General features: G+C 73.4%; 18 protein-coding genes. 4 read left to right on the forward strand and 14 right to left on the reverse strand.

Going from position 1 to position 19,138, the window contains the following annotated elements; translation table 11 throughout:
- Positions 1 to 14 precede the first annotated feature (14 nt).
- Positions 15 to 1,355: a monooxygenase gene (locus E8D34_RS18975; RefSeq protein ID WP_136596231.1), complete on the forward strand. Its 1,341-nt coding sequence runs from the start codon at positions 15 to 17 to the stop codon at positions 1,353 to 1,355.
- Positions 1,356 to 1,386: 31 nt separating this feature from the next.
- Here E8D34_RS18975 and E8D34_RS18980 read toward each other — a convergent pair whose 3' ends face one another.
- Positions 1,387 to 1,848: a nitroreductase/quinone reductase family protein gene (locus tag E8D34_RS18980; RefSeq protein ID WP_136596232.1), complete on the reverse strand. Its 462-nt coding sequence runs from the start codon at positions 1,846 to 1,848 to the stop codon at positions 1,387 to 1,389.
- 110 nt (positions 1,849 to 1,958) lie between these two features.
- On the opposite strand from E8D34_RS18980, the gene E8D34_RS18985 reads away from it, so the two are divergent.
- Complete coding sequence (locus E8D34_RS18985) at positions 1,959 to 2,837, forward strand: alpha/beta fold hydrolase (protein WP_136596233.1); 879 nt, start codon at positions 1,959 to 1,961, stop codon at positions 2,835 to 2,837.
- A 75-nt stretch (positions 2,838 to 2,912) separates the two neighbouring features.
- Here E8D34_RS18985 and E8D34_RS18990 read toward each other — a convergent pair whose 3' ends face one another.
- Entirely contained in the window at positions 2,913 to 3,572 is a 660-nt protein-coding gene (locus tag E8D34_RS18990; RefSeq protein ID WP_136596234.1) for a hypothetical protein, read from the reverse strand.
- A 262-nt stretch (positions 3,573 to 3,834) separates the two neighbouring features.
- Here E8D34_RS18990 and E8D34_RS18995 point away from each other — a divergent pair, with 262 nt between their 5' ends.
- Together E8D34_RS18995 and E8D34_RS19000 are read left to right on the forward strand one after the other, a co-directional pair.
- Complete coding sequence (locus tag E8D34_RS18995; protein ID WP_136596235.1) at positions 3,835 to 4,824, forward strand: aldo/keto reductase; 990 nt, start codon at positions 3,835 to 3,837, stop codon at positions 4,822 to 4,824.
- Between the two features lie 59 nt (positions 4,825 to 4,883).
- The gene (locus tag E8D34_RS19000; protein ID WP_206056804.1) at positions 4,884 to 5,810 is read left to right on the forward strand and encodes an SDR family NAD(P)-dependent oxidoreductase; all 927 of its coding nucleotides are present in this window, start codon (positions 4,884 to 4,886) and stop codon (positions 5,808 to 5,810) included.
- Between the two features lie 42 nt (positions 5,811 to 5,852).
- Here E8D34_RS19000 and E8D34_RS19005 read toward each other — a convergent pair whose 3' ends face one another.
- From E8D34_RS19005 to E8D34_RS19060, 12 genes are all read right to left on the reverse strand, one after another.
- Positions 5,853 to 6,521: a GAP family protein gene (locus E8D34_RS19005; protein WP_136596236.1), complete on the reverse strand. Its 669-nt coding sequence runs from the start codon at positions 6,519 to 6,521 to the stop codon at positions 5,853 to 5,855.
- Between the two features lie 106 nt (positions 6,522 to 6,627).
- Positions 6,628 to 7,950, reverse strand: coding sequence for a DUF1254 domain-containing protein (locus tag E8D34_RS19010; RefSeq protein WP_206056805.1), 1,323 nt, complete (start codon positions 7,948 to 7,950; stop codon positions 6,628 to 6,630).
- A gap of 170 nt (positions 7,951 to 8,120) precedes the next feature.
- A complete protein-coding gene (locus E8D34_RS19015; protein WP_136596238.1) occupies positions 8,121 to 8,411 on the reverse strand; it encodes a hypothetical protein in 291 nt (96 codons plus the stop codon).
- 228 nt (positions 8,412 to 8,639) lie between these two features.
- Positions 8,640 to 9,104 carry a GyrI-like domain-containing protein gene (locus tag E8D34_RS19020; protein ID WP_136596239.1) on the reverse strand — a complete coding sequence of 155 codons (465 nt, stop codon included), beginning with the start codon at positions 9,102 to 9,104 and terminating at the stop codon, positions 8,640 to 8,642.
- Between the two features lie 93 nt (positions 9,105 to 9,197).
- The gene (locus E8D34_RS19025) at positions 9,198 to 10,835 is read right to left on the reverse strand and encodes a helix-turn-helix domain-containing protein (protein ID WP_240771461.1); all 1,638 of its coding nucleotides are present in this window, start codon (positions 10,833 to 10,835) and stop codon (positions 9,198 to 9,200) included.
- Between the two features lie 70 nt (positions 10,836 to 10,905).
- Positions 10,906 to 12,030, reverse strand: coding sequence for an o-succinylbenzoate synthase (gene menC, locus E8D34_RS19030; protein ID WP_240771463.1), 1,125 nt, complete (start codon positions 12,028 to 12,030; stop codon positions 10,906 to 10,908).
- Complete coding sequence (locus tag E8D34_RS19035; RefSeq protein WP_136596241.1) at positions 12,027 to 12,824, reverse strand: GNAT family N-acetyltransferase; 798 nt, start codon at positions 12,822 to 12,824, stop codon at positions 12,027 to 12,029. Before E8D34_RS19035 ends, menC begins: the two co-directional genes overlap by 4 nt.
- On the reverse strand, positions 12,821 to 13,981 hold the full coding sequence (locus tag E8D34_RS19040; protein ID WP_136596242.1) for a M20 family metallopeptidase: 1,161 nt from the start codon (positions 13,979 to 13,981) through the stop codon (positions 12,821 to 12,823). The genes E8D34_RS19035 and E8D34_RS19040 overlap by 4 nt, the downstream gene beginning before the upstream one ends.
- Positions 13,981 to 15,396, reverse strand: coding sequence for a serine hydrolase domain-containing protein (locus E8D34_RS19045; RefSeq protein WP_136596243.1), 1,416 nt, complete (start codon positions 15,394 to 15,396; stop codon positions 13,981 to 13,983). Before E8D34_RS19045 ends, E8D34_RS19040 begins: the two co-directional genes overlap by 1 nt.
- Positions 15,393 to 16,145 carry an ATP-binding cassette domain-containing protein gene (locus tag E8D34_RS19050; protein WP_136596244.1) on the reverse strand — a complete coding sequence of 251 codons (753 nt, stop codon included), beginning with the start codon at positions 16,143 to 16,145 and terminating at the stop codon, positions 15,393 to 15,395. The genes E8D34_RS19045 and E8D34_RS19050 overlap by 4 nt, the downstream gene beginning before the upstream one ends.
- Complete coding sequence (locus E8D34_RS19055) at positions 16,142 to 18,127, reverse strand: dipeptide/oligopeptide/nickel ABC transporter permease/ATP-binding protein (protein ID WP_136596245.1); 1,986 nt, start codon at positions 18,125 to 18,127, stop codon at positions 16,142 to 16,144. The genes E8D34_RS19050 and E8D34_RS19055 overlap by 4 nt, the downstream gene beginning before the upstream one ends.
- Complete coding sequence (locus E8D34_RS19060; protein WP_136596246.1) at positions 18,127 to 19,134, reverse strand: ABC transporter permease; 1,008 nt, start codon at positions 19,132 to 19,134, stop codon at positions 18,127 to 18,129. Before E8D34_RS19060 ends, E8D34_RS19055 begins: the two co-directional genes overlap by 1 nt.
- Between the last annotated feature and the right edge of the window lie 4 nt (positions 19,135 to 19,138).

Consider the following 19,138-nt stretch of genomic DNA (forward strand, 5'->3'; position numbering starts at 1 on the left):
CACCGGAGGACCTCATGGCCACCACTCCCACCATCCCGGAGAGCCGCTCCGCCGGCACCGTGATCATCGCCGGCGGGAGCATCGCCGGCCTGCTCGCCGCGGCGGCCTGTCAGCCGTACGCCGAGGAGGTCATCGTGCTCGAGCGCGACACGCTCCCCGACGGACCGGCGCCGCGCCCCGGCACCCCCCAGGTCGGTCACGCCCACGGGCTGCTCGCCGGCGGACGCCTGGCCGCCGAGCGGCTCCTGCCGGGGTTCTCCGAGGACCTGCTCGCCGCCGGGGCGGTCACCAAGGACGACCTCGGTCGCAGCGGCCGCTGGTTCATCGGCGGCGGGCTGCTGGCCGACACCACCATCGGGCAGGACGGCATGAGCGTCTCGCGGGAGACGGTCGAGTCCGCCGTACGCGACCGCGTCCGCAAGCTCGACAACGTCACCGTGATCGAGGGCATCGACGTCTGCGGACTCCTCGCCGAGGCCGGTCGCGTGGTCGGCGTCCGGGTGCGTCACCCCGGAGCGGGCCCGATGGAGGAGACGATGCGCGCCGACCTGGTCGTCGACGCCACGGGCCGCTCCGGCCGCGGCGTGGGCTGGCTGCGCGACCTGGGGCTGCCCGTCCCCCGGGAGGAGCGCGTCAAGATCGGGCTCACCTATGCGACCACGCACATCGAGCGACGCCCCGACGACATCGACGGCCGCCTGGTGTCGGTCTCGGGCCCGGTGCCCACCGTTCCCCGCGGCGGCGTGGCGATCGCGCAGGAGGGCGACCGGTGGATCGTCACCCTGTTCGGCTACGTCGACGAGCACCCGCCGCTGGACGAGGACGGGTTCCGCGCCTACGCCCGGCAGCTGGTCAACACCGACCTGGGCCCGCTGCTCGCCAGCCGTCCGCTGCTGCACGCTCCGCGCGGATACCGGTTCCCGGACTCGCGGCGCCGCTACTTCGAGGAGGTCGCGGACCTGCCGGTCGGGTACGCGCCCATCGGCGACGCCATCTGCTCCTTCAACCCGTCCTTCGGGCAGGGCATGAGCGTCGCCGCCTTGGAGGCGGTGGCGCTGGGCGACGCGCTCGCCAGCGGCCTGGGGGCGGTCCGCACCGACTACCCCGCCGGTGCCGCGGAGGTCGTCGACCGCGCCTGGGCGATGGTCACCGGCGCCGACCTGCAGATCCCCGGCGTCGAGGGGCCGCCGCCCTCGGCTCCGGCCTGGGTCGCCGCCTACATCCGACGGCTGCAGCGCGTCGCGCGCCGGGATCCGGTCGTGGCGGCGGCCTTCTTCCGGGTGACCAACCTGATGGACCACCCGAGGCGGCTGCTCCGGCCGAGCATCGCCTGGCGGGTCCTCGCGCGCGGATGACCCGACCCGCGGCCGGTGCGCGGCGCGTCGCTCAGGCGGCTCGGCGGGTGAGCTTGACCAGGGGGATCTCGCGATCCGTGCTCTCCCGGTACTTGGCATACCGAGGCGCCGAGGACACGACCGTCTGCCAGGCACGCTCGCGCTCCTCACCGTGGAGCTGCACGGCCGAGACCTCGACGTGCTCACCCGCGACATCGATCGCGACCTGATCTGGCGCGGCGGCGAGGTTGAGGTACCACGCCGGATTGCGGGCGGCGCCGTTCGCGGAGGCGACGACCACCCAGGACCCGTCCTCGCCGGGGAACCACCCGAGCGGGGTCGACCGACGCTCGCCGGTCTTGCGGCCCACCGTGGTCAGGACGAGCGCATCGAGCCCGGCGACCGACTTCTTGCCGGATCGGATCCGGCGGATGGCGAACCTGTTGAACGTGGCCAGGACGAAGCCCCGCGGCTGCCTGCTACCGCGCGTACCGGCCTCGGACTCGAAGGACATGGCACCTCGATGCGCTCGCGGACGGGTGGCGCCGTCAACCTTACGCCGCGCGACGGGCCGCCACCGGTAGCGTCGGCGCTCCGGCCCCGGCACACCCCAGGAGAGCTCCCATGAACAGCAGCGAGGTGGTCGCCACCCACGAGCGCAGCGGCCGGCGGTTCGAGGCCGCCGGCGTCGGCAGCTTCGTGCTCGACGAGGGCACCGGGCCGCCCGTGGTGTGCCTGCACGGTGTGCCGGCCTCGTCGTTCCTCTACCGCAAGGTGGTCCCCGAGCTGGCCGCACGCGGCCTGCGCGGCATCGCCTTCGACCTGCCGGGCCTCGGGCTCGCGGACCGGCCGGCCGACTTCGACTACTCCTGGTCCGGCCTGGGCCGGTTCGCCGCGGCGGCGGTCGACGCCCTCGGACTGGACCGGTTCCACCTCGTGGTGCACGACATCGGCGGCCCGGTCGGGTTCGAGGTCGCGGCCGCGATGCCGGAGCGGGTCGCGTCGATGACGGTGCTCGACACCATCGTGGAGGTCGACACGTTCACCCCGCCGTGGAGCATGCGCCCGTTCCGGGTCCGGGGCCTCGGGCCGGCGTACCTGAAGGGGCTGACCAAGCCGGTCTTCCGGATGTTGATGCGCGTCCAGGGCGTCGCCCACCCGGACGCACTGCCCGCTGCGGAGGCCGACGCCTACGTCGACCTCCTGCGCCGCGGCGACGGCGGAGCGGCCTTCCTGCGGATCATGCGCGGGTTCGAGCTGACCCGCGCCAAGCGCGACCTCTACGTGGGCACGCTGGGCGAGGCGCCGTACCCGGTGCAGGTGGTCTGGGGCGAGCGCGACCCGGCGCTGCCTCCGGGCCGGTACGGCGAGGAGGCGCGCCGCGCCGCCGGGGTGGACGGGATCACCCTGCTGCCCGGCAAGCACTTCCTGCAGGAGGACCACGCCCCGCAGATCGCCGACCTGGTGGCCGCGTTCGTGACGGGCGACGCCGCGGACGGCTGACGATCTCGGTCCGCCTCCCGGAGCGAGGCCCAGGAGGCGGACCGAGCGCGCCCGGTCGTCCGCCTCGTCCGGGACCTAGTCCGAGAGGCTGCGGATCTGACCCCACAGGCAGGTGGCGTACCCGCTGCCCATACCGATCGGGTTCTTCGTCACCGCGCCGATCAGCACCATGGCGCCATGGCAGGTCACCTGGACGCGCCGCACGGTGTTCTCAAGGTCGGGAAGGTCGTCGCAGCCGAAGAACCAGGACGCGTTGCCCAGCGGACCCGTCACGCAGCGGGTGTTGTTGAGCTTCTTCGCCGTCCACTCCAGCCAGCCCCAGTCCCAGTCCTTGAGCCGCCGACCGTGCACGTCGATGATCGGCCGCGCGCTCACCGGCGCCACCTCGGGGTGCTTCCTGACGTACCTCTTGGCCTTCTTGAACACCCACCTCGGGGCCTTGATGTCCTTCGCCGTCCCGTACTTCCCGTCCTTGAACCGCTTCTTCATCTTCTTCGGCTTGGCCAGGGGGTAGCAGTCGACGTACGGGTTGTCGTCGCACACGGGGCTTGCCGCCCTCGCCGCACCGCTGGGCGTGGGCGCGGCGCTCGCGCCCGCCCGTACCGCCACGGCGGGAACGGCCGCGTCGGCCGGGTCGGTCGCGGTCAGCCACGTGCCGATCAACGCGAGGCCGAGGATCGCCACTAGGACGCGGAGGCCGATAGGTCCACGCCCGAGGATCTTGATGTCGCCCATTCGTCAGTTCCCTTCGCTGAGGTGATGGCACCGAGCGGCCGAGGATCGGCCGAGCAGTCCCGTGTCAGCCGGTTGCCGCCGCGTGCGACAGGCCGCAACGCGCCCGCCGGACTCCCGAGACCGCCCCGACGCCTAGGTCAACGTCGGGGCCGCAACCGGGTCACGCCCCGCCGGCACCCGTGGACCGGCGGCGAGGCGCTCGCACGGCCCAGCGGCGCTCCCCTACGGTGGGACGGCCCACCGACCCGAAGGACACCACCCGATGAACACCCGCACGCTCGGCCCCGGCCTCGAGGTCTCCGCCATCGGCCTCGGCTGCATGGGCATCAGCCAGAGCTTCGGTCCCTCCCCCGACCGGGCGACGATGATCGGGTTCCTGCGCGAGGCCGTGGAACACGGGATCACGTTCTTCGACACGGCCGAGGTCTACGGGCCGTTCGCCAACGAGGAGATCGTGGGCGAGGCGCTGGCTCCCGTGCGCGAGGACATCGTCATCGCGACGAAGTTCGGCTTCGCGTTCGACGAGCAGGGCCGCCAGACCGGGATCAGCAGCCGCCCCGACAGCATCCGGGCCGCGGTCGACGGGTCGCTGCGCCGGCTGCGCACCGACGTCATCGACCTCTGCTACCAGCACCGGGTCGACCCCGACGTGCCGATCGAGGACGTCGCCGGCACCGTCAAGGAGCTGATCGAGGCGGGCAAGGTGCGCCACTTCGGTCTCTCCGAGGCCGGGCCCACCACGATCCGCCGCGCGCACGCCGTGCAGCCGGTGACGGCGCTGCAGAGCGAGTACTCGCTGTTCTGGCGCGAGCCGGAGGAGTCCGTGCTGCCGACCGTGGCCGAGCTCGGCATCGGGTTCGTGCCGTTCAGTCCGCTCGGTCGTGGCCTGCTGACCGGGCAGGTCACCCGGGGCACCAGGTTCGGCACCGGGGACATCAGGGCCACCCTGCCGCGCTTCGCCCCCGAGGTGCTGGACCACAACCTGGACCTCGCCGACCGGGTCGGCACGATCGCCGAGCGGATCGGCGCCACCCCCGGCCAGGTGGCGCTGGCGTGGCTGCTCGCCCAACAGCCGTGGATCGTCCCGATCCCCGGCACCCGCCGGATCGCGCGGGTCGAGGAGAACCTGGGAGCCGCCGAGCTCGCGCTCACCGCCTCGGACCTCGCCGAGCTGAACGCCGCCGCGGACAGCGTCGCGGTGCGGGGTGAGCGCTACCCGGAGGCGATGGCGGCCTGGATCGACCGGTCCTGACCGGACCGCAATCCGCGGACCCGTCGCGCCGGGTCCGGGCGGCACCCTAGGCTCGCGGCATGAGCGAGCGACCGGACACCCCGTCGGACCGGCAGACCGACGAGCGGACCGACGAGCGGACCGACGAGCGGACCGACGAGCAGACCGACGAGCAGAGCATGGCCGGCCGCACGGTCCTGGTGACCGGCGCGAGCGACGGCATCGGGGCGGAGTCGGCGCGCACCCTCGCCGGACTCGGCGCCACGGTGCTGGTCACCGGCCGCTCCGCCGAGAAGCTGCGACCCGTCGCGGAGGCGGTCGGCACCGAGCCGCTCGTCGCGGACTTCGCCCGCCTCGACGACGTACGCCGCCTGGCCGCCGACGTGGCCGAGCGGGTCGAGTCGATCGACGTGCTGATGAACAACGCCGGCGGCACGTTCGCCCCGTCGCGGCGGACCCACGACGGCCACGAGCCGAACTTCCAGATCAACCACCTGGCGCCGTTCCTGCTCACCAACCTCCTCCGCCCGCAACTGGCGGCGGCGGGCTCCTCGCTGGTGGTGAACACCTCCAGCATCGGCAACCTGGCCGGGAAGATCGTCCTCGACGACCTCGACTACGAGCACCGCCGCGCGATGGAGTTCCCGGCCTACGGCACCGGCAAGCTGATGAACATCCTCTTCACCCGCGGCATCAGCCAGCGCTGGTCGGGCGACGGCATCTGCGCCGTCGCCGTCCACCCCGGCCCGGTGGCCAGCTCGTTCGGCCGCGACTCCTGGTTCGTCGGCCTGCTCTACCGCACCCCGCTCAAGCGGTTCGGCACGATCACCGTCGAGGACGGCGCCGCGCCGCTGATCGCACTGGCGGTGCACGGACCCGACCCCGAGATCGACGGCCGTTACTTCAGCCGGTTCACGATCGACGGCCGGGAGAACAAGCAGGCGCACGACCAGGCGCTGATCGACGGCCTGTGGGAGCGGTCGGCGCAGCTCGTCGGGCTGGAGTGACGGGCGTCCATCCGCCCACGGTGGGCTTCTCAGGGCGCCAGCTCACGAGAGGATCTGGAGGGCTTCCCCGACCAGACTGACGCCGAAGAGGACCAGGAGCACGGCCATGACGGTGGCGTTGTTCGCCATCAGCCAGGTCTTGGTCCGGTCCAGTGCGGGGTCCAGCCGCTGCCCGCCGATGAGATAGCCGAGCACGGGAACCGTGACGGTGAGAGTCGCCACGGCGGTGAACGCAGTGATGGCACCGGCGGTCTGGCTGGTCGACAGGGGCAGCGCCCCCAGGGAGGCGCCTGCCGCGGCGGCGAGGAGCAGGTTCTTGGGATTGACCGCCGACAGCACGAATCCAAGTCCCAGCGCGCCACGGGGACGGAGCTCGTCGATGCGGGACATCCAGCCCGGAACCGGGGGTTCCGCCCTGGGGGCCGGTCGTGACCGCCACTGCCGGGCAGCGAACAGCAGGAGCAGGGCGCCCAGCATCAGCTTGATCCAGCCGGTGGTCCGGCTCGGCTCCGACTCGTCGGTCTCGAGGCCGGGGATGAGCACGACGATCGTCGTGACGAGGGCGACGCCGACGATCCAGGCCACCATGAAGGAGATGCTGTTGGTTCGGGCGCGGGCGCTGAACAACATCAGGATGACCGCGGCGATCGGAATGGGACTGATCGCGATGCCCACCGCGAAACCGAGCGTCGCACCGATTGCGTCACCCATCGTCGACCTCGCACTCTCGGTTGGTCTCCGCCGGGGTCGCGCGCCGGTGAACCTGGCGCATGCCCCGATCGGACTCGGCCTCAGGCCCCTCCGCTCGCCACGTGGCTCACGCGCGTCGCAGCGGTGGCGGCGTCCAGCGCCCGTCGAGGATCTCGGGACGTGGCCCGTAGAGGCGGAAGGTCAGCCCGAGGGGCCCTTCGGGGGCGGGTAGCCAGTTCGCCCGGCGCTCGGGTCCGGGATCGGTGCGGCTGATGTACAGGTCGAGCGAGCCGTCGGGGTTGTGGACCAGCGGGTCGCGGTCGCCGAGGGCGTACCGGTCCATGGCGTTGGGGACGGGGAATCCGTCGCCGTCGTACATCGTCAGGGACCAGAACGCATCGACGGGCGGGTGGGCGTCGGCGTCGAAGTGGAGCAGGTAGTTGCGCTCCCCGACCGGCGGCTCGCCGTTCTCGTCGGCCAGGAGAAGGGGGTAGATCGCGTCCTCGGGAAGGTTGGCGCCCAGACCGACCATCGCGATCACCGCCCGGTAGAGGTAGTCCGTCCCGTAGACGCCGATACCGGCCCGTCGCACGGCCCACCCGTCGACGACCGGGGCGGAGACGGGGACCGCGGCAGCCATCCGTGACAGTGCCTCCGATGGGGCCGCGTCGATCGCCGCCAACACCTCGGGGCTCGCGGTCCCGGCATCGAACGCCCGGCCGGGCTCCAGGCCCAGACGGCGAAGCCGCGCGAGGATCGGCTGGTCGGTCAGGTGCGGCGGGTTCTCCGAGAGCAGGCGCGCCCCTCTGGCGAAGAACTCCCTCCCGGTCATCGAGGCGACGTGGTCCATCGGGGCCACGGACAGGTCCACACCGCCCTCGGGGGCCACGGCCCCAACGGTGGCCTCGGGCTGCTCGGTCAGCGGACGCAGGGCGAAGCCGTCCTGGATCGCATGGACAGCGTCGTAGTCCGCGGGCCCGTTGGTCTGGGTCCGCCCCACGATCCACACCCATGGCGTCGGCGCGTCGATGCGGACCGTCCCCTCGGGCACCGACCCGTCCCACCGCGGAGGCACGATCGCGTACTGCGCCGGTGCCCCACCTGTGGTCCGGCTCCCGACGACGGCGAACACGTCCGTCCACATGTCCAGCATCGGCAGCATGAAGTACTGCTCGACGGCGCGGTCGACGCACACCACCTGCGGGCCGTTCGTCAGGTCCAGCCACGCGATCGAGTACAGGGTGTCGAAGTTCGGGCGGACCACGTCCCTGAAGTCTCCCGGTGGGAACGTCCGCATGTGCGAGAACGCGTTCGGCGGGCCGAATCCCGGCCGGACGCCGGCGGGCAGGCTCGTCGCCACCCGCCGGGTCACGTCCATGAGCACCGCGGGGTACAGGTAGTGGTACCCCTCGACGGCGATCCGTTCGAGCTGCGGCGATGCAGGGGCCACTCGGCCCACCTCCCGATCTTGTGGGGACATCCCCCCGGAACCTTCCTGCCGGACTGCTGCGGCCGGGTGGTGCGACGTCACATGGTTCTTCGCCCCGAGATCGGTGCTTCAGGGGCGGATATCCAGGTGACGCGGCATCCCCGGGCTCTCGATCGGCCGCGTCGATCCGGCTACAGGCAGGCGTCGATGCTCAGGCCCAGCTCGTTCGCGACGAAGACACCGAGGGACGCCATCGAGTCGTCCGGGATGATGCCCGCGTCGGCGAGCGCGCGAGCGAGGTTCTTCAGGCCGATGCGTGGGTTGGCCTGGCTGGAGGAGTGCTCCCCCATCGCCCCGGACTGGGCGAAGACCTTCGTCGCCTGTCCCCAGCAGGACGGCTGCGCCGCCTGGGCCGGGGCGGCGACGCCGATCGCTCCGACCAGGCTCGCGGCCGCGGCCGCCACCAACAGCTTTCCAGTCATGCCATCACTTCCTTGTGGTGAGTGGACTGCGTGCTCTCGGACATTGCCACGCGCCCATCGGCGGGTCCACCGCCGATCTCTCGGTGGTCCAGACCACCGGACCGCGGGATCGAGCAGCCCCGCGACCAGACGCGCGACCAGGCGCGCGACCAGGCGCGGACCGATGGGCTGAGGGAGCGGTCCGCGACGCCGGTCGCGCGGTCGTGGGCCCTCCGCGGCGAGCGGCCATCAGGAGACCGGGCAGGTGATCAGGGTCCGCCAGGTGGCCGGGTCGGGTTCGGTCTCGGGGTCCGACAGGTACGACTCCCACATGCCCGCCGCCGGGACCAGCCCGCGCTCGGTCATCCAGGACGCAAGCTCGTCGTACGTCCTCTCCAGGCCGTCGTACGGTCCGACGTGCATGGCCTGCACGGCGCGGCCACCGGGCAGGAGCAGCCGGTGCGCCCGCCCGTGCGCCTCGGGCCGGGCGGACACGGGGAAGCCCGCCTCCACCTCGACCGTCTCCGTGGGCATCCTGGGATAGAAGCCGAACGGCGGACCGGCAATCCCGACGCCAGCGGCAGCCGCGGCCTGCGCGGCGTCGCGGAACGCATGCCCGAAGAACTCCGGGAGCTCCGCCGGCGCGACGTCGCCCCGTACGGCGATCGCCTCCTGCGGTTCGATCTCGATCACCTCTGCGACGAGCTCAGCCATACAGCCACGATCGCTCCGCGGCGCCGGCACGACCAGGGTCCAAGGTCTCTGGAACGTCGGACGGCTGGATCGACCCGGGCCGCCTGACCGGCGTCAGCGCGGCGCCAGCAGTCGCAGCTGCAGGCTGGCGGCGAACCGCTGCTCCGGGTCGGCGAGGTCGAGCCCGCTGACCTCCTCCAGCCGCCGCAGCCGGTAGCGCAGGGTGTTCGGGTGGATGAACAGCGCGGTCGCGGCCGCGCGCACGTCGCCGAGCGCGTCCAGCCAGGCGTCGAGCGTCTCGACGAGCCCGGAGTCGTTGCGCTCGTCGTACTCCAGCAGCAGCGCCAGCGGACCCACGGGACGCTCGCCGCGGGCGGCGGCCAGGTCCCGCAGCTCCAACAGCAGGGACTGGGTGTGCACGTCGGGGAGCCGCGCGACCCGGCGCGTCCCGTGCCCGTCCTGGAGCACCCGGAGCACGCGGGTCGCGGTCGCCCGCGAGGCCGCCACTCCCCCGACGTCGCTGCCGGTGCCGCCGATGCCGACCAGCGCGGGCAGCCGGGAGCCGAGCCGGTCGCAGAACTCCTCCGCCAACCGGGCCGCACGCTCCTCCGGCTCGCTCGCGGTGCCGCCCGGCCCGAGCGGCAGCAGGGCGTAGGCGATGCCGCCGACCACGGCGACCGCCGAGAGCGGCAGGGACGCGGCCAGGTGCAGGCTGAGCGCGTCGGCGACGCGCTCCAGGTCGCTGGTGTCGCCGGGGGCCCGCTCGGACTCGGCCGTCCGGTCGGCGCGCAGCCCGACCGCGAGCACTACGACGTGCTTGCCGGCGAGCCCGAGACGGCTCAGCGCGTCGCGCGCCCCCACGCCACCCTCGACGGCGCTGCCGACCAGGTCCGTGCGCAGCCGACGCTGCACGTCGGCGCCGGCCCGGACGCGGAGCATGTGCAGGGCCACCAGCTTCGCCGCGTCCTGGAGCGCGGCGCTGCGCTCGGGGGTGAGGTCGCCGTCCATGGCGGCCCAGATCGATCCGAGCACCTCGTCGCCGGCCCGCACCGCGATGGCGACCCGCTGCTTGCTCACCGCGTCGGCGCCGAGGTCGGCCGGATCGACCACCACCGGCCGGTGCTCGCGGTAGAGCTCCCGGAAGACACCCAGGTCGGTGAGCATCCGGGCGTAGCGCTCCGGCACCTGCCGGCCGATGATCGTCTCCACCCGGGACGGGTCGGCCTCGTCCTGGCGCCCGGAGAACGCCAGCACCCGCGAGCTGCGGTCCTCGATCGTGACCGGCGCGTCCAGCAGGGAGGCGACCGCGTTCGCGACCGCGAACAGGTCGCCCGAGGGCAGCCCTCCGATCGACTCGCCCTCGCCATGGGCGACGTCCCCCTCGGCCAGCACCGAGCGCAGCAGCGCGGTCAGCTGGGCCCAGGTCGCGCCGCGGCGCAGTCCGAGCAGCGCCAGGCCCGCGGCGGCCACCGCCGCGTCCAGCTCCGGGGTGAGCGCGACGGGGGCCCGCACCACCAGGCCGACGCCGCCCTGGCGACCCACCGCACGGACCAGGTCGGGCAGCTCGGCCGCGGGCACGCCCACGCCGACGACCAGGGCCCCCGGCGGCAGCACGGGCTCGTCGTCGGGGTCGTGGATCACGACGCCGCCGATCTCGCCCTCGTGCGCCGGGTCGCCCGCGACCAGCTCCAGCAGCGAGTCGCCGAGGTCGTCGAGCACCCGGCCGAGACTGGCGCGGGGTCGCTGGTTCACGGCGTCAGGGTACGAGTCGTGCGCGATCACCCCGACAGCACCTCGACCCCCGCCGCACCCCGGACTCGCCTCAGAGCGCGATCCACTCCGTGCCCGTGGTGACCGCGTCGAGGATCTCCGGGATCGGCGTGACACCCAGGCCGGGGCCGGTCGGGACATGCATGTAGCCGTCCTCGATGGTCAGCGGCGCGGTGATGTCGGTCTGGTAGAAGCGGTCCGAGGCCGAGATGTCGCCCGGCAGCGTGAAGCCGGGCAGCGCACCGAGCGCCGCGTTGGCGGCGCGCCCCAGCCCGGTCTCGAGCATGCCACCACACCAGACGGCGAGCCCGTGCGCCGCGGCCACGTCGTGGATCCGCACCGCCTCGAGGTAGCCACCGACCCGGCCCGGCTTGATGTTGATGATCGAGCAGGCGCCGAGCTCGATCGCCGCGGCGGCCGACTCCGCCGAGACGATGGACTCGTCCAGGCAGATCGGGGTGGCGACCTGGCGGGCCAGCGCGGCGTGGCCGACCACGTCCTCCTCCTCCAGCGGCTGCTCGATCAGCAGCAGGTCGAAGTCGTCGAGCTTGGCCAGGTGCCGGGCGTCGCGCAGGGTGTACGCCGTGTTCGCGTCCACCTGGAGCAGTACGTCGTCGCCGAACCGCTCGCGGACCGCGCGCACCGGCTCGAGGTCCCAGCCAGGCTCGATCTTGAGCTTGATCCGCACGTAGCCGGCGTCGAGGTAGCCGCCGACGACGTCCAGCAGCACCGGGATGCTGTCGTAGATGCCGACCGAGACACCCGAGGGCACCCGGTCGTGGACCGCCCCGAGCTCGCGGCCCCAGGAGCGGCCCTCGGCGCGCAGCTCGGCGTCCAGCACCGCCATCTCCAGCGCCGCCTTGGCCATCCGGTGGCCCTTGAACTTGCGCAGCAGCGCGGCGACCGCGTTCGCGCCGTGCCGGCGCAGGTCCTCGGCGCCGTCGGTCAGCGCGGGCAGCAGGAACCGCCGCAGCACGTCGGCCGTCGCGTCCACGTACTCGGAGGAGTAGAGCGGGTCCGACATGGCCACGCACTCACCCCAGCCCTCGCCGTCCGCGGTGACGGCGCGCAGCAGCAGGATGTCGCGGGCGGTCTGGGTGCCGAACGAGGTCCGGAACGGCGAGACCAGCGGCATCGCGACCCGGCGCAGCTCGACGCCCTCCAGCTTGACGCTCACTCCATGTCTCCTTCGAGGTCTCTGTCGTGCGGCAGGACGAGGTAGCCCTGCTCCTTGTCGAAGCCGGCGACGCGGCCGCCGGCGCTCAGCGCGGTCAGCAGCTGCTCGCGCACCTTGGCGCGCCAGCCGCGCGCCTGCTCGGGATCGGTACGGCGGTCCCGCTCGACGTCGCGGGGCACCTGCACCCACGCCGCCGCCGCACCGGGCGGCAGCACCGGCCGCGCCGGCTCGCCGGCGCAGGCCGCGACGACCTCGGGGGCCGCCAGCGGCCAGTGCACCAGGATCCGGTCGCTCTCCTCGTCGCGGTTGATCCCGTCGGTCATCGCGCCGTAGAAGTCCGGCAGGTACTCCGCGACATACGCCCCGAGCTTCGCCAGGTTGAAGTAGGCGTTGCGGGAGACCAGGGGGTCGAACGTCCACTCCATCAGCTCGATGCCGCGGTCCAGGCACCAGGCGCGCTGGTGCAGCTTCAGCGCGAAGCCCACGTGCCGCCCGGCCATCGCCGGGAGCACGCCGGCGATGTGGCTGTGCATCGTCCGCGACGCCGGGGTGGAGTGGAAGCCGACGCAGACCCCGACCATGGTGTCGCCGTCGTAGGCGCCGGCGACGTAGCTCTCCGCCTTGCCCATCGCTCGGAGCAGCTCGGCGCTCATCGGCGGGTTCTCCGGGACGCCCCAGATCGCGCCGAGCACGTCGGCTGCCTCGCGCAGCTCATCGATCTCTGCCAGCTGACGGACGACGACCCGGGACGCCGCGGCCGCCGCCTCGTACGACGTCCAGGCCTCGCCGCTCACGACGCCGTCCCCGGCGGATCGGTGACGGGATCGGCGAGCAGGTCGGCGAGGAGTGCCCGGAGCAGCACCGTGCGGTCGAGGATACGGTCGACCAGCACGTGCTCGTCCTCGGCGTGCGCGCCGCCGCCGACCGCCCCGAGCCCGTCGAGGGTCGGCGCGCCGACGCCGGCGGTGAAGTTGCCGTCGGAGGCGCCGCCGACGGCGGCGCCGGTGACCTCGGGCATGCCGAGCTCGGCGGCGAGTCGCTGGGCGCGGGCGAACAGGGCACGGGAGGAGGACTCCTCCAGCGGCGTGCGGTTGATCCCGCCGGAGACCAGCAGCTCGGCCCCGTCCAGCACCGGGACGAGCGCGCGCACGGCGGCGTCGACCCGGCGCTGTTCGGCGACGGTCCAGGCGCGGACGTCGACCGAGATCCGGGCGTCGGCGGGCACCGTGTTGACGGTGGTGCCCGCGGCGGCCACCGTCGGGGTCACCGTGGTGCCCGCGGCGGCGTCGCCGAGCGCGGCGATCGCGAGGATCTGGTGGGCCAGCTCGACGCTCGCGTTGACGCCCTTCTCCGGCTCCAGGCCGGCGTGCGCGGCGCGGCCGACGACGTCGATCCGGTAGAGCGAGGTGCCCTTGCGGGCGGTCTTGAGCGCGCCGCCGTCGGCCGAGGCCTCCAGCACGAGGACCGCGGCCGCGTGGCGCGCCTCCTCCTCGATCAGCGCGCGCGAGGTCGGCGAGCCGAGCTCCTCGTCGCCGGTCACCAGCAGGGTGACGCCGGAGGGGTCGTCCAGGTCGGCGATCGCGTGCAGCGCCATCGCCAGGCCGGTCAGCATGTCGAAGCAGCCGGGTCCGCGCAGCTCGCCGTCGACGATCTCGAACGGCTGGCGGGCCAGCGTGCCGATCGGCCAGACGGTGTCGTGGTGCCCGAGCACCACGACCCGGCTCGGCGTCAGCGGGTCGCCCAGGCGCCACCGCAGGTGGTGGACGCCGTCGACGACGATCCGCTCGGGGGCTACGCCGAGCCGCTCGGTGCCCAGCCGCGCGACCAGGTCCGCGGACCGCTCCACGGCCGCGTGGTCGTGGGAGGGCGACTCGCACTCGATGAGCTCGCGCAGGTCGGCGAGGAGCTCGTCGAGCACGGTATCGGTGGGGGTCAGCGTGGCCGTGGCCATCAGGCGGTCCGCTTCGGGGTGGCCCGGGCGCCGAAGTGGATGTACTCCTGGCCGTTGGGCAGGGAGTAGAACCGCACCGGGTAGTAGGCCTCGCTCTTGTCGGGCTTGACCGCGAACAGCGCGTCCGCCACGGGGACCAGCTCGTGGGTCTCGGGCTCGGCGCCGCCGGAGGCCTCGGCGACCGCGCCGGAGACCGTGGTCCGCATCCAGACCTTGCCGTCCTCGATGAAGACCTCCTCGAGCACCGACTCGCGCTGGTAGGCGCCGACGTACGGCGTCGCGTCGACCTCGACCGGCTCGGCCGGCACGTCGAAGTCGGCCGGCACGTGGACGCCGGCGAGCTCGGTGAAGATCTCGTCGTACAGCTCCCGGTAGAGCGGGATCGCGCTGCCGATGTTCGTGTTCATGGCGACCGCGATGCCCGCCTCCGGCAGCAGCCGCAGGAACGCGGCCTGGCCGATGGTGTTGCCGTCGTGGCCGATCGCTCGGTGACCGTTCCAGTCGCAGCGGAACCAGCCGAGGCCCCAGGAGTCCCCGAGCAGGTCCTTCTCCGGGCACTCGACCTGGTAGGCGGCCATCGCGGCGACGTTGGCCTCCGAGAGCACACGGGTGCCGTCGGCGGCTGCGCCCCCGGTCAGGTGCATCCGGGCGAAGGCCAGGACGTCCTCGACGCGGGAGGTGATCAGGCCGGCGGGCCCGACCGAGCGGGGCATCCCCCACACGGGCGCGACCTGCGGGTCGTCGCCGCCGGTGAGGTGGCCCACCGAGTGACCGAAGACCATCGCCTCCTCGGGGAGGGTGGTGGTGTGGGTCAGGCCGAGCGGGGCGAAGAGCCGCTCCTTCATCGCCTCGTCCCAGGTCAGGCCGGTGACGACCTCGATGATCCGGCCGAGCAGCGAGTAACCGGAGTTGCAGTAGGACCAGGTGGCGCCGAGGGGGTGGTTCTGCGCGGCGTCGCCGAGCACGGCGGTGTACTTCTCCAGGGCGTCGTCGCCGCGGCCGGTGTCGGTGAAGACGTCGCCGTCGATGCCGCTGGTGTGGGTGAGCAGGTGCCACACGGTGACCGTCTTGGTGACGTCGGGGTCGCGCAGCGCGAGGTCCGGGACGATCTCGGCGACCGGCGTGTCGAGGGCGAACCTGCCCTCGTCGACCAGCTGCATGATCACGGTGGCGGTCCACACCTTGGAGACCGAGCCGATCTGGAAGACCGAGTCGGTCGTCGCGACCTGGCCGGTGCCGGCATGCAGGACGCCGGTGGCGGTGGTGAACAGCTCGTCCGCGGCGCCGTCCGCGCCGACCTTCAGGATCCCGAGCTGGGCGCCGGGGATGCCGTGCTTCTTCACCAGCTCGGCGAAGCGTGCCTCCCAGTGGGCCGGGTCGATGAGGCGGTCGGCGGCGGGGCCGGAGGTGTTCATGCGCGGATCTCCTTGTTCGGGATGGGGTGGCCGCCGGGGACGGCGGCGAGGAGCTGGCGGGTGTAGTCGTGCTGCGGGCGCTCGAGCACGTCGGTCGTGGCGCCGTGCTCGACGATGCGTCCGCCCTCGAGGACGGCGACCTGGCTGGCGACGTACCGGACGACGGCCAGGTTGTGGGAGATGAAGAGCATCGAGAGGCCGAGCTCACGCTGCATCTCGCGGATCAGGTTGAGCACGGCGCCCTGGACGGAGACGTCCAGCGCCGAGGTGACCTCGTCGGCGATCACGAGCCGCGGCCGCCCGGCGAGCGCACGGGCCAGGGCGACCCGCTGGCGCTGGCCGCCGGAGAGCTGCCGGGGCAGCTGGTCGGCGCGACCTGCGTCGAGGTGCACCAGCTCCAGGAGCCGGGCGATCTCGGCGCGACGGTCCGCGCGGGAGAGCCGCTCGGGGATCGCCTCGGCGATGCTCTCGCCGATCGTCATCCGCGGGTCGAGCGAGGAGAACGGGTCCTGGAAGACCATCTGGATCGGTCGGCGGCGGCCGCGGTGGCGCAACGGCTGTCCGTCCAGCACGATGCTGCCGCTGTGCACCGGGGCGAGCCCGACGACCGCCTTGGCCAGGGTCGACTTGCCCGAGCCGGACTCGCCGACCAGTCCGACGATCTCGCCGTCGGGCACCGTCAGGCTCACCTCGTCGAGCACCGTCGTCGCGCCGTAGCGGACGGTGACGTGGTCCAGGTGCAGGCTCATGCGGTCGCCTCCTCGGCGGTGAGCGGCTCCCCGGTCGCGGTCGTGCCGATCGGCTCCCCCGCGTGCCAGCAGGCGACCCGGCCCACGCCGGCTCCGTGGTCGGCGCCGGTGACCAGCACCGGGTCCTGCTCCCGGCACAGCGCGGTGGCGAGCGGGCAGCGGGCGGCGTAGGCACAGCCGGCGGGGACCGCCGAGGGGTCGACGGGCTGGCCGGGGATGGTGGCCAGCGGGGCGTCCGGGTCGGTGCCCATGTCCGGTACGGCGGCCACCAGCGCCCGCGTGTACGGATGCTGCGCGCGGGTGTGCAGGTCGGCGGTGGGCAGGTCCTCGACGACGCGGCCGGCGTACATCACCAGCACCCGGTCGCAGACGTCGGAGACCACGGAGACGTCGTGGCTGATCAGCAGCAGAGCGGCGCCCTGCTCGCGGCGCACGTCCTGCAGGAGCGCGAGCACCTGGCGCTGCACGGTGACGTCGAGGGCGGTGGTCGGCTCGTCGGCGATGATCAGGCGCGGGCTGCCCATGAGGCCCATCCCGATCATCGCCCGCTGCCGCATGCCGCCGGAGAACTCGAAGGGGTACTGCCGGGCGCGGCGCTCGGGATCGCGCACGCGGACCGCACCGAGCCGGTCGACGGCGCGGTCGGCCGCGGCCCTGCGGTCCAGGCCCTGGTGGTGGCGTCCGACCTCGGCCAGCTGGCTGCCGATCCGCATCGCGGGGTTGAACGAGGTCATCGGGTCCTGGAAGACGACCGCCAGCGAGGTGCCGAGCATCCGGTCGCGCTCCTTGGCGGCCCTCCGGTCAGCGGGCTCGGCCAGCAGGTCCTCCCCGCAGAAGGCGAGCCGGTGGGCGTCGACCCGCCCGGGCTCCTCGATCAGCCTCGCCACCGACAGCGCCGTGAGCGACTTGCCCGAGCCGGACTCGCCGACCACGCCGACCGCCTCGCCCGCCCGGAGCGCGAACGTGACGCCGCGGACGGGGCGCACGGGTGCGTCCACGCCGGGGAACGAGACCTGCAGGTCGCGCACGTCGAGGACCAGGTCCTCGGTGCCGGCGTCGTGGGCGAGCTCGGCGCCCGGGGTGCGGCCGGTGGGCACCCTCAGCGCGCGGCCGACGCCGGTGGCCGGGGTGACGCCGAGGGCGCCGGCGATCGCCTCGCCGGTGAGGTTGAACGCGAGGCCGGCGACGATCACCATGATGCCGGGCGCGAGGGCCGCCATCGGGTGCAGGTAGATGCCGGCCAGGCCGTCCTGCATCAGCCGGCCCCAGTCGTAGGCCGGCGACTGCACGCCCAGGCCGAGGAACGACAGTCCCGCGAAGCTGAGCAGCACGCCGCCGGCGCTGATCGTCACGTTCACCACGAGCGGCTCGGCGATGTTCGGCAGCACGTGGCGGAAGAGGATCCGGAACCGGTTGACGCCGGCGATCCGTGCGGCGGCGACGTAGTCCAGGTCGGCGACGCCGGCCACCAGCGTCTGGCACAGGCGGGCGAACGACGGGGCGCCGGCCAGGCCGATGGCGAGCACGGCGCCCTGCGCGCCGACGCCGAAGACGACCGCGAAGAACAGCACGAGCAGCAGCCCCGGGAAGGCGACCAGGATGTTGACCAGCGCGGTGACCAGCCGCCCGAGCCGGCGGCCGAGCAGCAGGGGCGCCGTGCCGAGGATCAGGCCGACCACGGTGCCGAGCGCGGTGGCCAGCAGGGCGAGGGTGATCGAGAGCCGGGTGGCGACGAGCACCCGGTAGAAGAGGTCGCGGCCCAGGTTGTCGGTGCCGACCCAGTGCTCGGCCGACGGGCCGGCCAGGATGTTGTCGGTGTCGACGGCGTCGGCGCGGTCCCCCCACAGGATCGGCGCGAAGACGGCCAGCAGCAGCACCAGCGTCAGCAGGCTGACGCCGACGACGCCGACCGGGGTCCCCAGGACGCGCGCGAGCCGGGACGGGGTCGACGTCGCGGCCCGTCGGGACGTGGTGGCGGTCATCAGGAGTCCCCGATCGTGGAGCGCGGGTCGAGCACGGCCAGGGCGATGTCGACCACGTTGTTGACGACCAGGACGATCACGCCGTACACGAGCACGGTGCCCTGGACGAGCGGGTAGTCCTTGGTGACGATCGACTGGACGATGGTGCTGCCCAGGCCCGGCCACGCGAAGACGTTCTCCACCAGCACGGTGCCGGCGACCATCGAGGCCAGCAGCATGCCGCTGAGGGTGAGCGTCGCGGTCACGGCGTTGGGCAGGGCGTGGCGCAGGTTGATCCGCCGCGCCGGCAGCCGCTTCGCCCGGGCGGTGCGGACGTAGTCGGCCTCCAGGACGCTGAGCATCTCGACGCGGACGATGCGGGCCAGCACCGCCGCGGGGCCGATGGCGAGCGCCGTCACCGGGAGCACGTACGACGCGGCGCCGTCGTTGCCGGCGACGGGGAACCAGCCGAGGTTGACCGCGAGGACCGCGACCAGCGCGACACCGACCAGGAAGTCGGGGATCGAGCCCAGCACGACGCTGCTGCCGGCGAAGGCCAGCTCGGTACGCCGCCGGCGGCCGCGCCGGGTGGCGACGGCGACCAGGACGCCGAGCGGGATGGCGATCGCCAGCGCCACGCCGAAGGCGAGGAACGCCAGCGAGGCGGTGGCGGGCAGCCGCTGGGCGATGATCTCCGAGACCGGCAGCTGGGACCCGATCGACTGGCCCAGGTCGCCGTGGAGCAGGTTGCCCAGGTAGTGCAGGTACTGGGTGAGCAGCGGGTCGTCCAGCCCGAGCGACTCGCGCTTCGCGGCGACGAGGTCGGCCGGAGCGGTCATCCCGAGCGCGGCGCGCACCGGGTCGCCCGGGATCAGGTGGATCATCAGGAACGACGCGGTCACCAGGACCCACAGCGACACCAGCAGCCGCCCCGTGCGGCGGAGCGCGAAGCGTGTCCAGCGCCCTCCGAGGAGCGCGGCCAGCCGCGACGGCTCGGTGGCGGCGGCTGCCGGTGTCAGTGTGGTCATGCTG

The sequence above is a fragment of the Nocardioides sp. GY 10113 genome (genome assembly GCF_004919105.1).
GTDB lineage: Bacteria > Actinomycetota > Actinomycetes > Propionibacteriales > Nocardioidaceae > Nocardioides.

Coding starts and splice junctions, on each gene's coding strand:
- E8D34_RS18975 (WP_136596231.1), top strand. CDS start 15: ATGGCCACCACTCCCACCATCCCGGAGAGCCGCTCCGCCGGCACCGTG.
- E8D34_RS18980 (WP_136596232.1), bottom strand. CDS start 1,848: ATGTCCTTCGAGTCCGAGGCCGGTACGCGCGGTAGCAGGCAGCCGCGG.
- E8D34_RS18985 (WP_136596233.1), top strand. CDS start 1,959: ATGAACAGCAGCGAGGTGGTCGCCACCCACGAGCGCAGCGGCCGGCGG.
- E8D34_RS18990 (WP_136596234.1), bottom strand. CDS start 3,572: ATGGGCGACATCAAGATCCTCGGGCGTGGACCTATCGGCCTCCGCGTC.
- E8D34_RS18995 (WP_136596235.1), top strand. CDS start 3,835: ATGAACACCCGCACGCTCGGCCCCGGCCTCGAGGTCTCCGCCATCGGC.
- E8D34_RS19000 (WP_206056804.1), top strand. CDS start 4,884: ATGAGCGAGCGACCGGACACCCCGTCGGACCGGCAGACCGACGAGCGG.
- E8D34_RS19005 (WP_136596236.1), bottom strand. CDS start 6,521: ATGGGTGACGCAATCGGTGCGACGCTCGGTTTCGCGGTGGGCATCGCG.
- E8D34_RS19015 (WP_136596238.1), bottom strand. CDS start 8,411: ATGACTGGAAAGCTGTTGGTGGCGGCCGCGGCCGCGAGCCTGGTCGGA.
- E8D34_RS19020 (WP_136596239.1), bottom strand. CDS start 9,104: ATGGCTGAGCTCGTCGCAGAGGTGATCGAGATCGAACCGCAGGAGGCG.
- E8D34_RS19040 (WP_136596242.1), bottom strand. CDS start 13,981: ATGGCCACGGCCACGCTGACCCCCACCGATACCGTGCTCGACGAGCTC.
- E8D34_RS19045 (WP_136596243.1), bottom strand. CDS start 15,396: ATGAACACCTCCGGCCCCGCCGCCGACCGCCTCATCGACCCGGCCCAC.
- E8D34_RS19050 (WP_136596244.1), bottom strand. CDS start 16,145: ATGAGCCTGCACCTGGACCACGTCACCGTCCGCTACGGCGCGACGACG.
- E8D34_RS19055 (WP_136596245.1), bottom strand. CDS start 18,127: ATGACCGCCACCACGTCCCGACGGGCCGCGACGTCGACCCCGTCCCGG.
- E8D34_RS19060 (WP_136596246.1), bottom strand. CDS start 19,134: ATGACCACACTGACACCGGCAGCCGCCGCCACCGAGCCGTCGCGGCTG.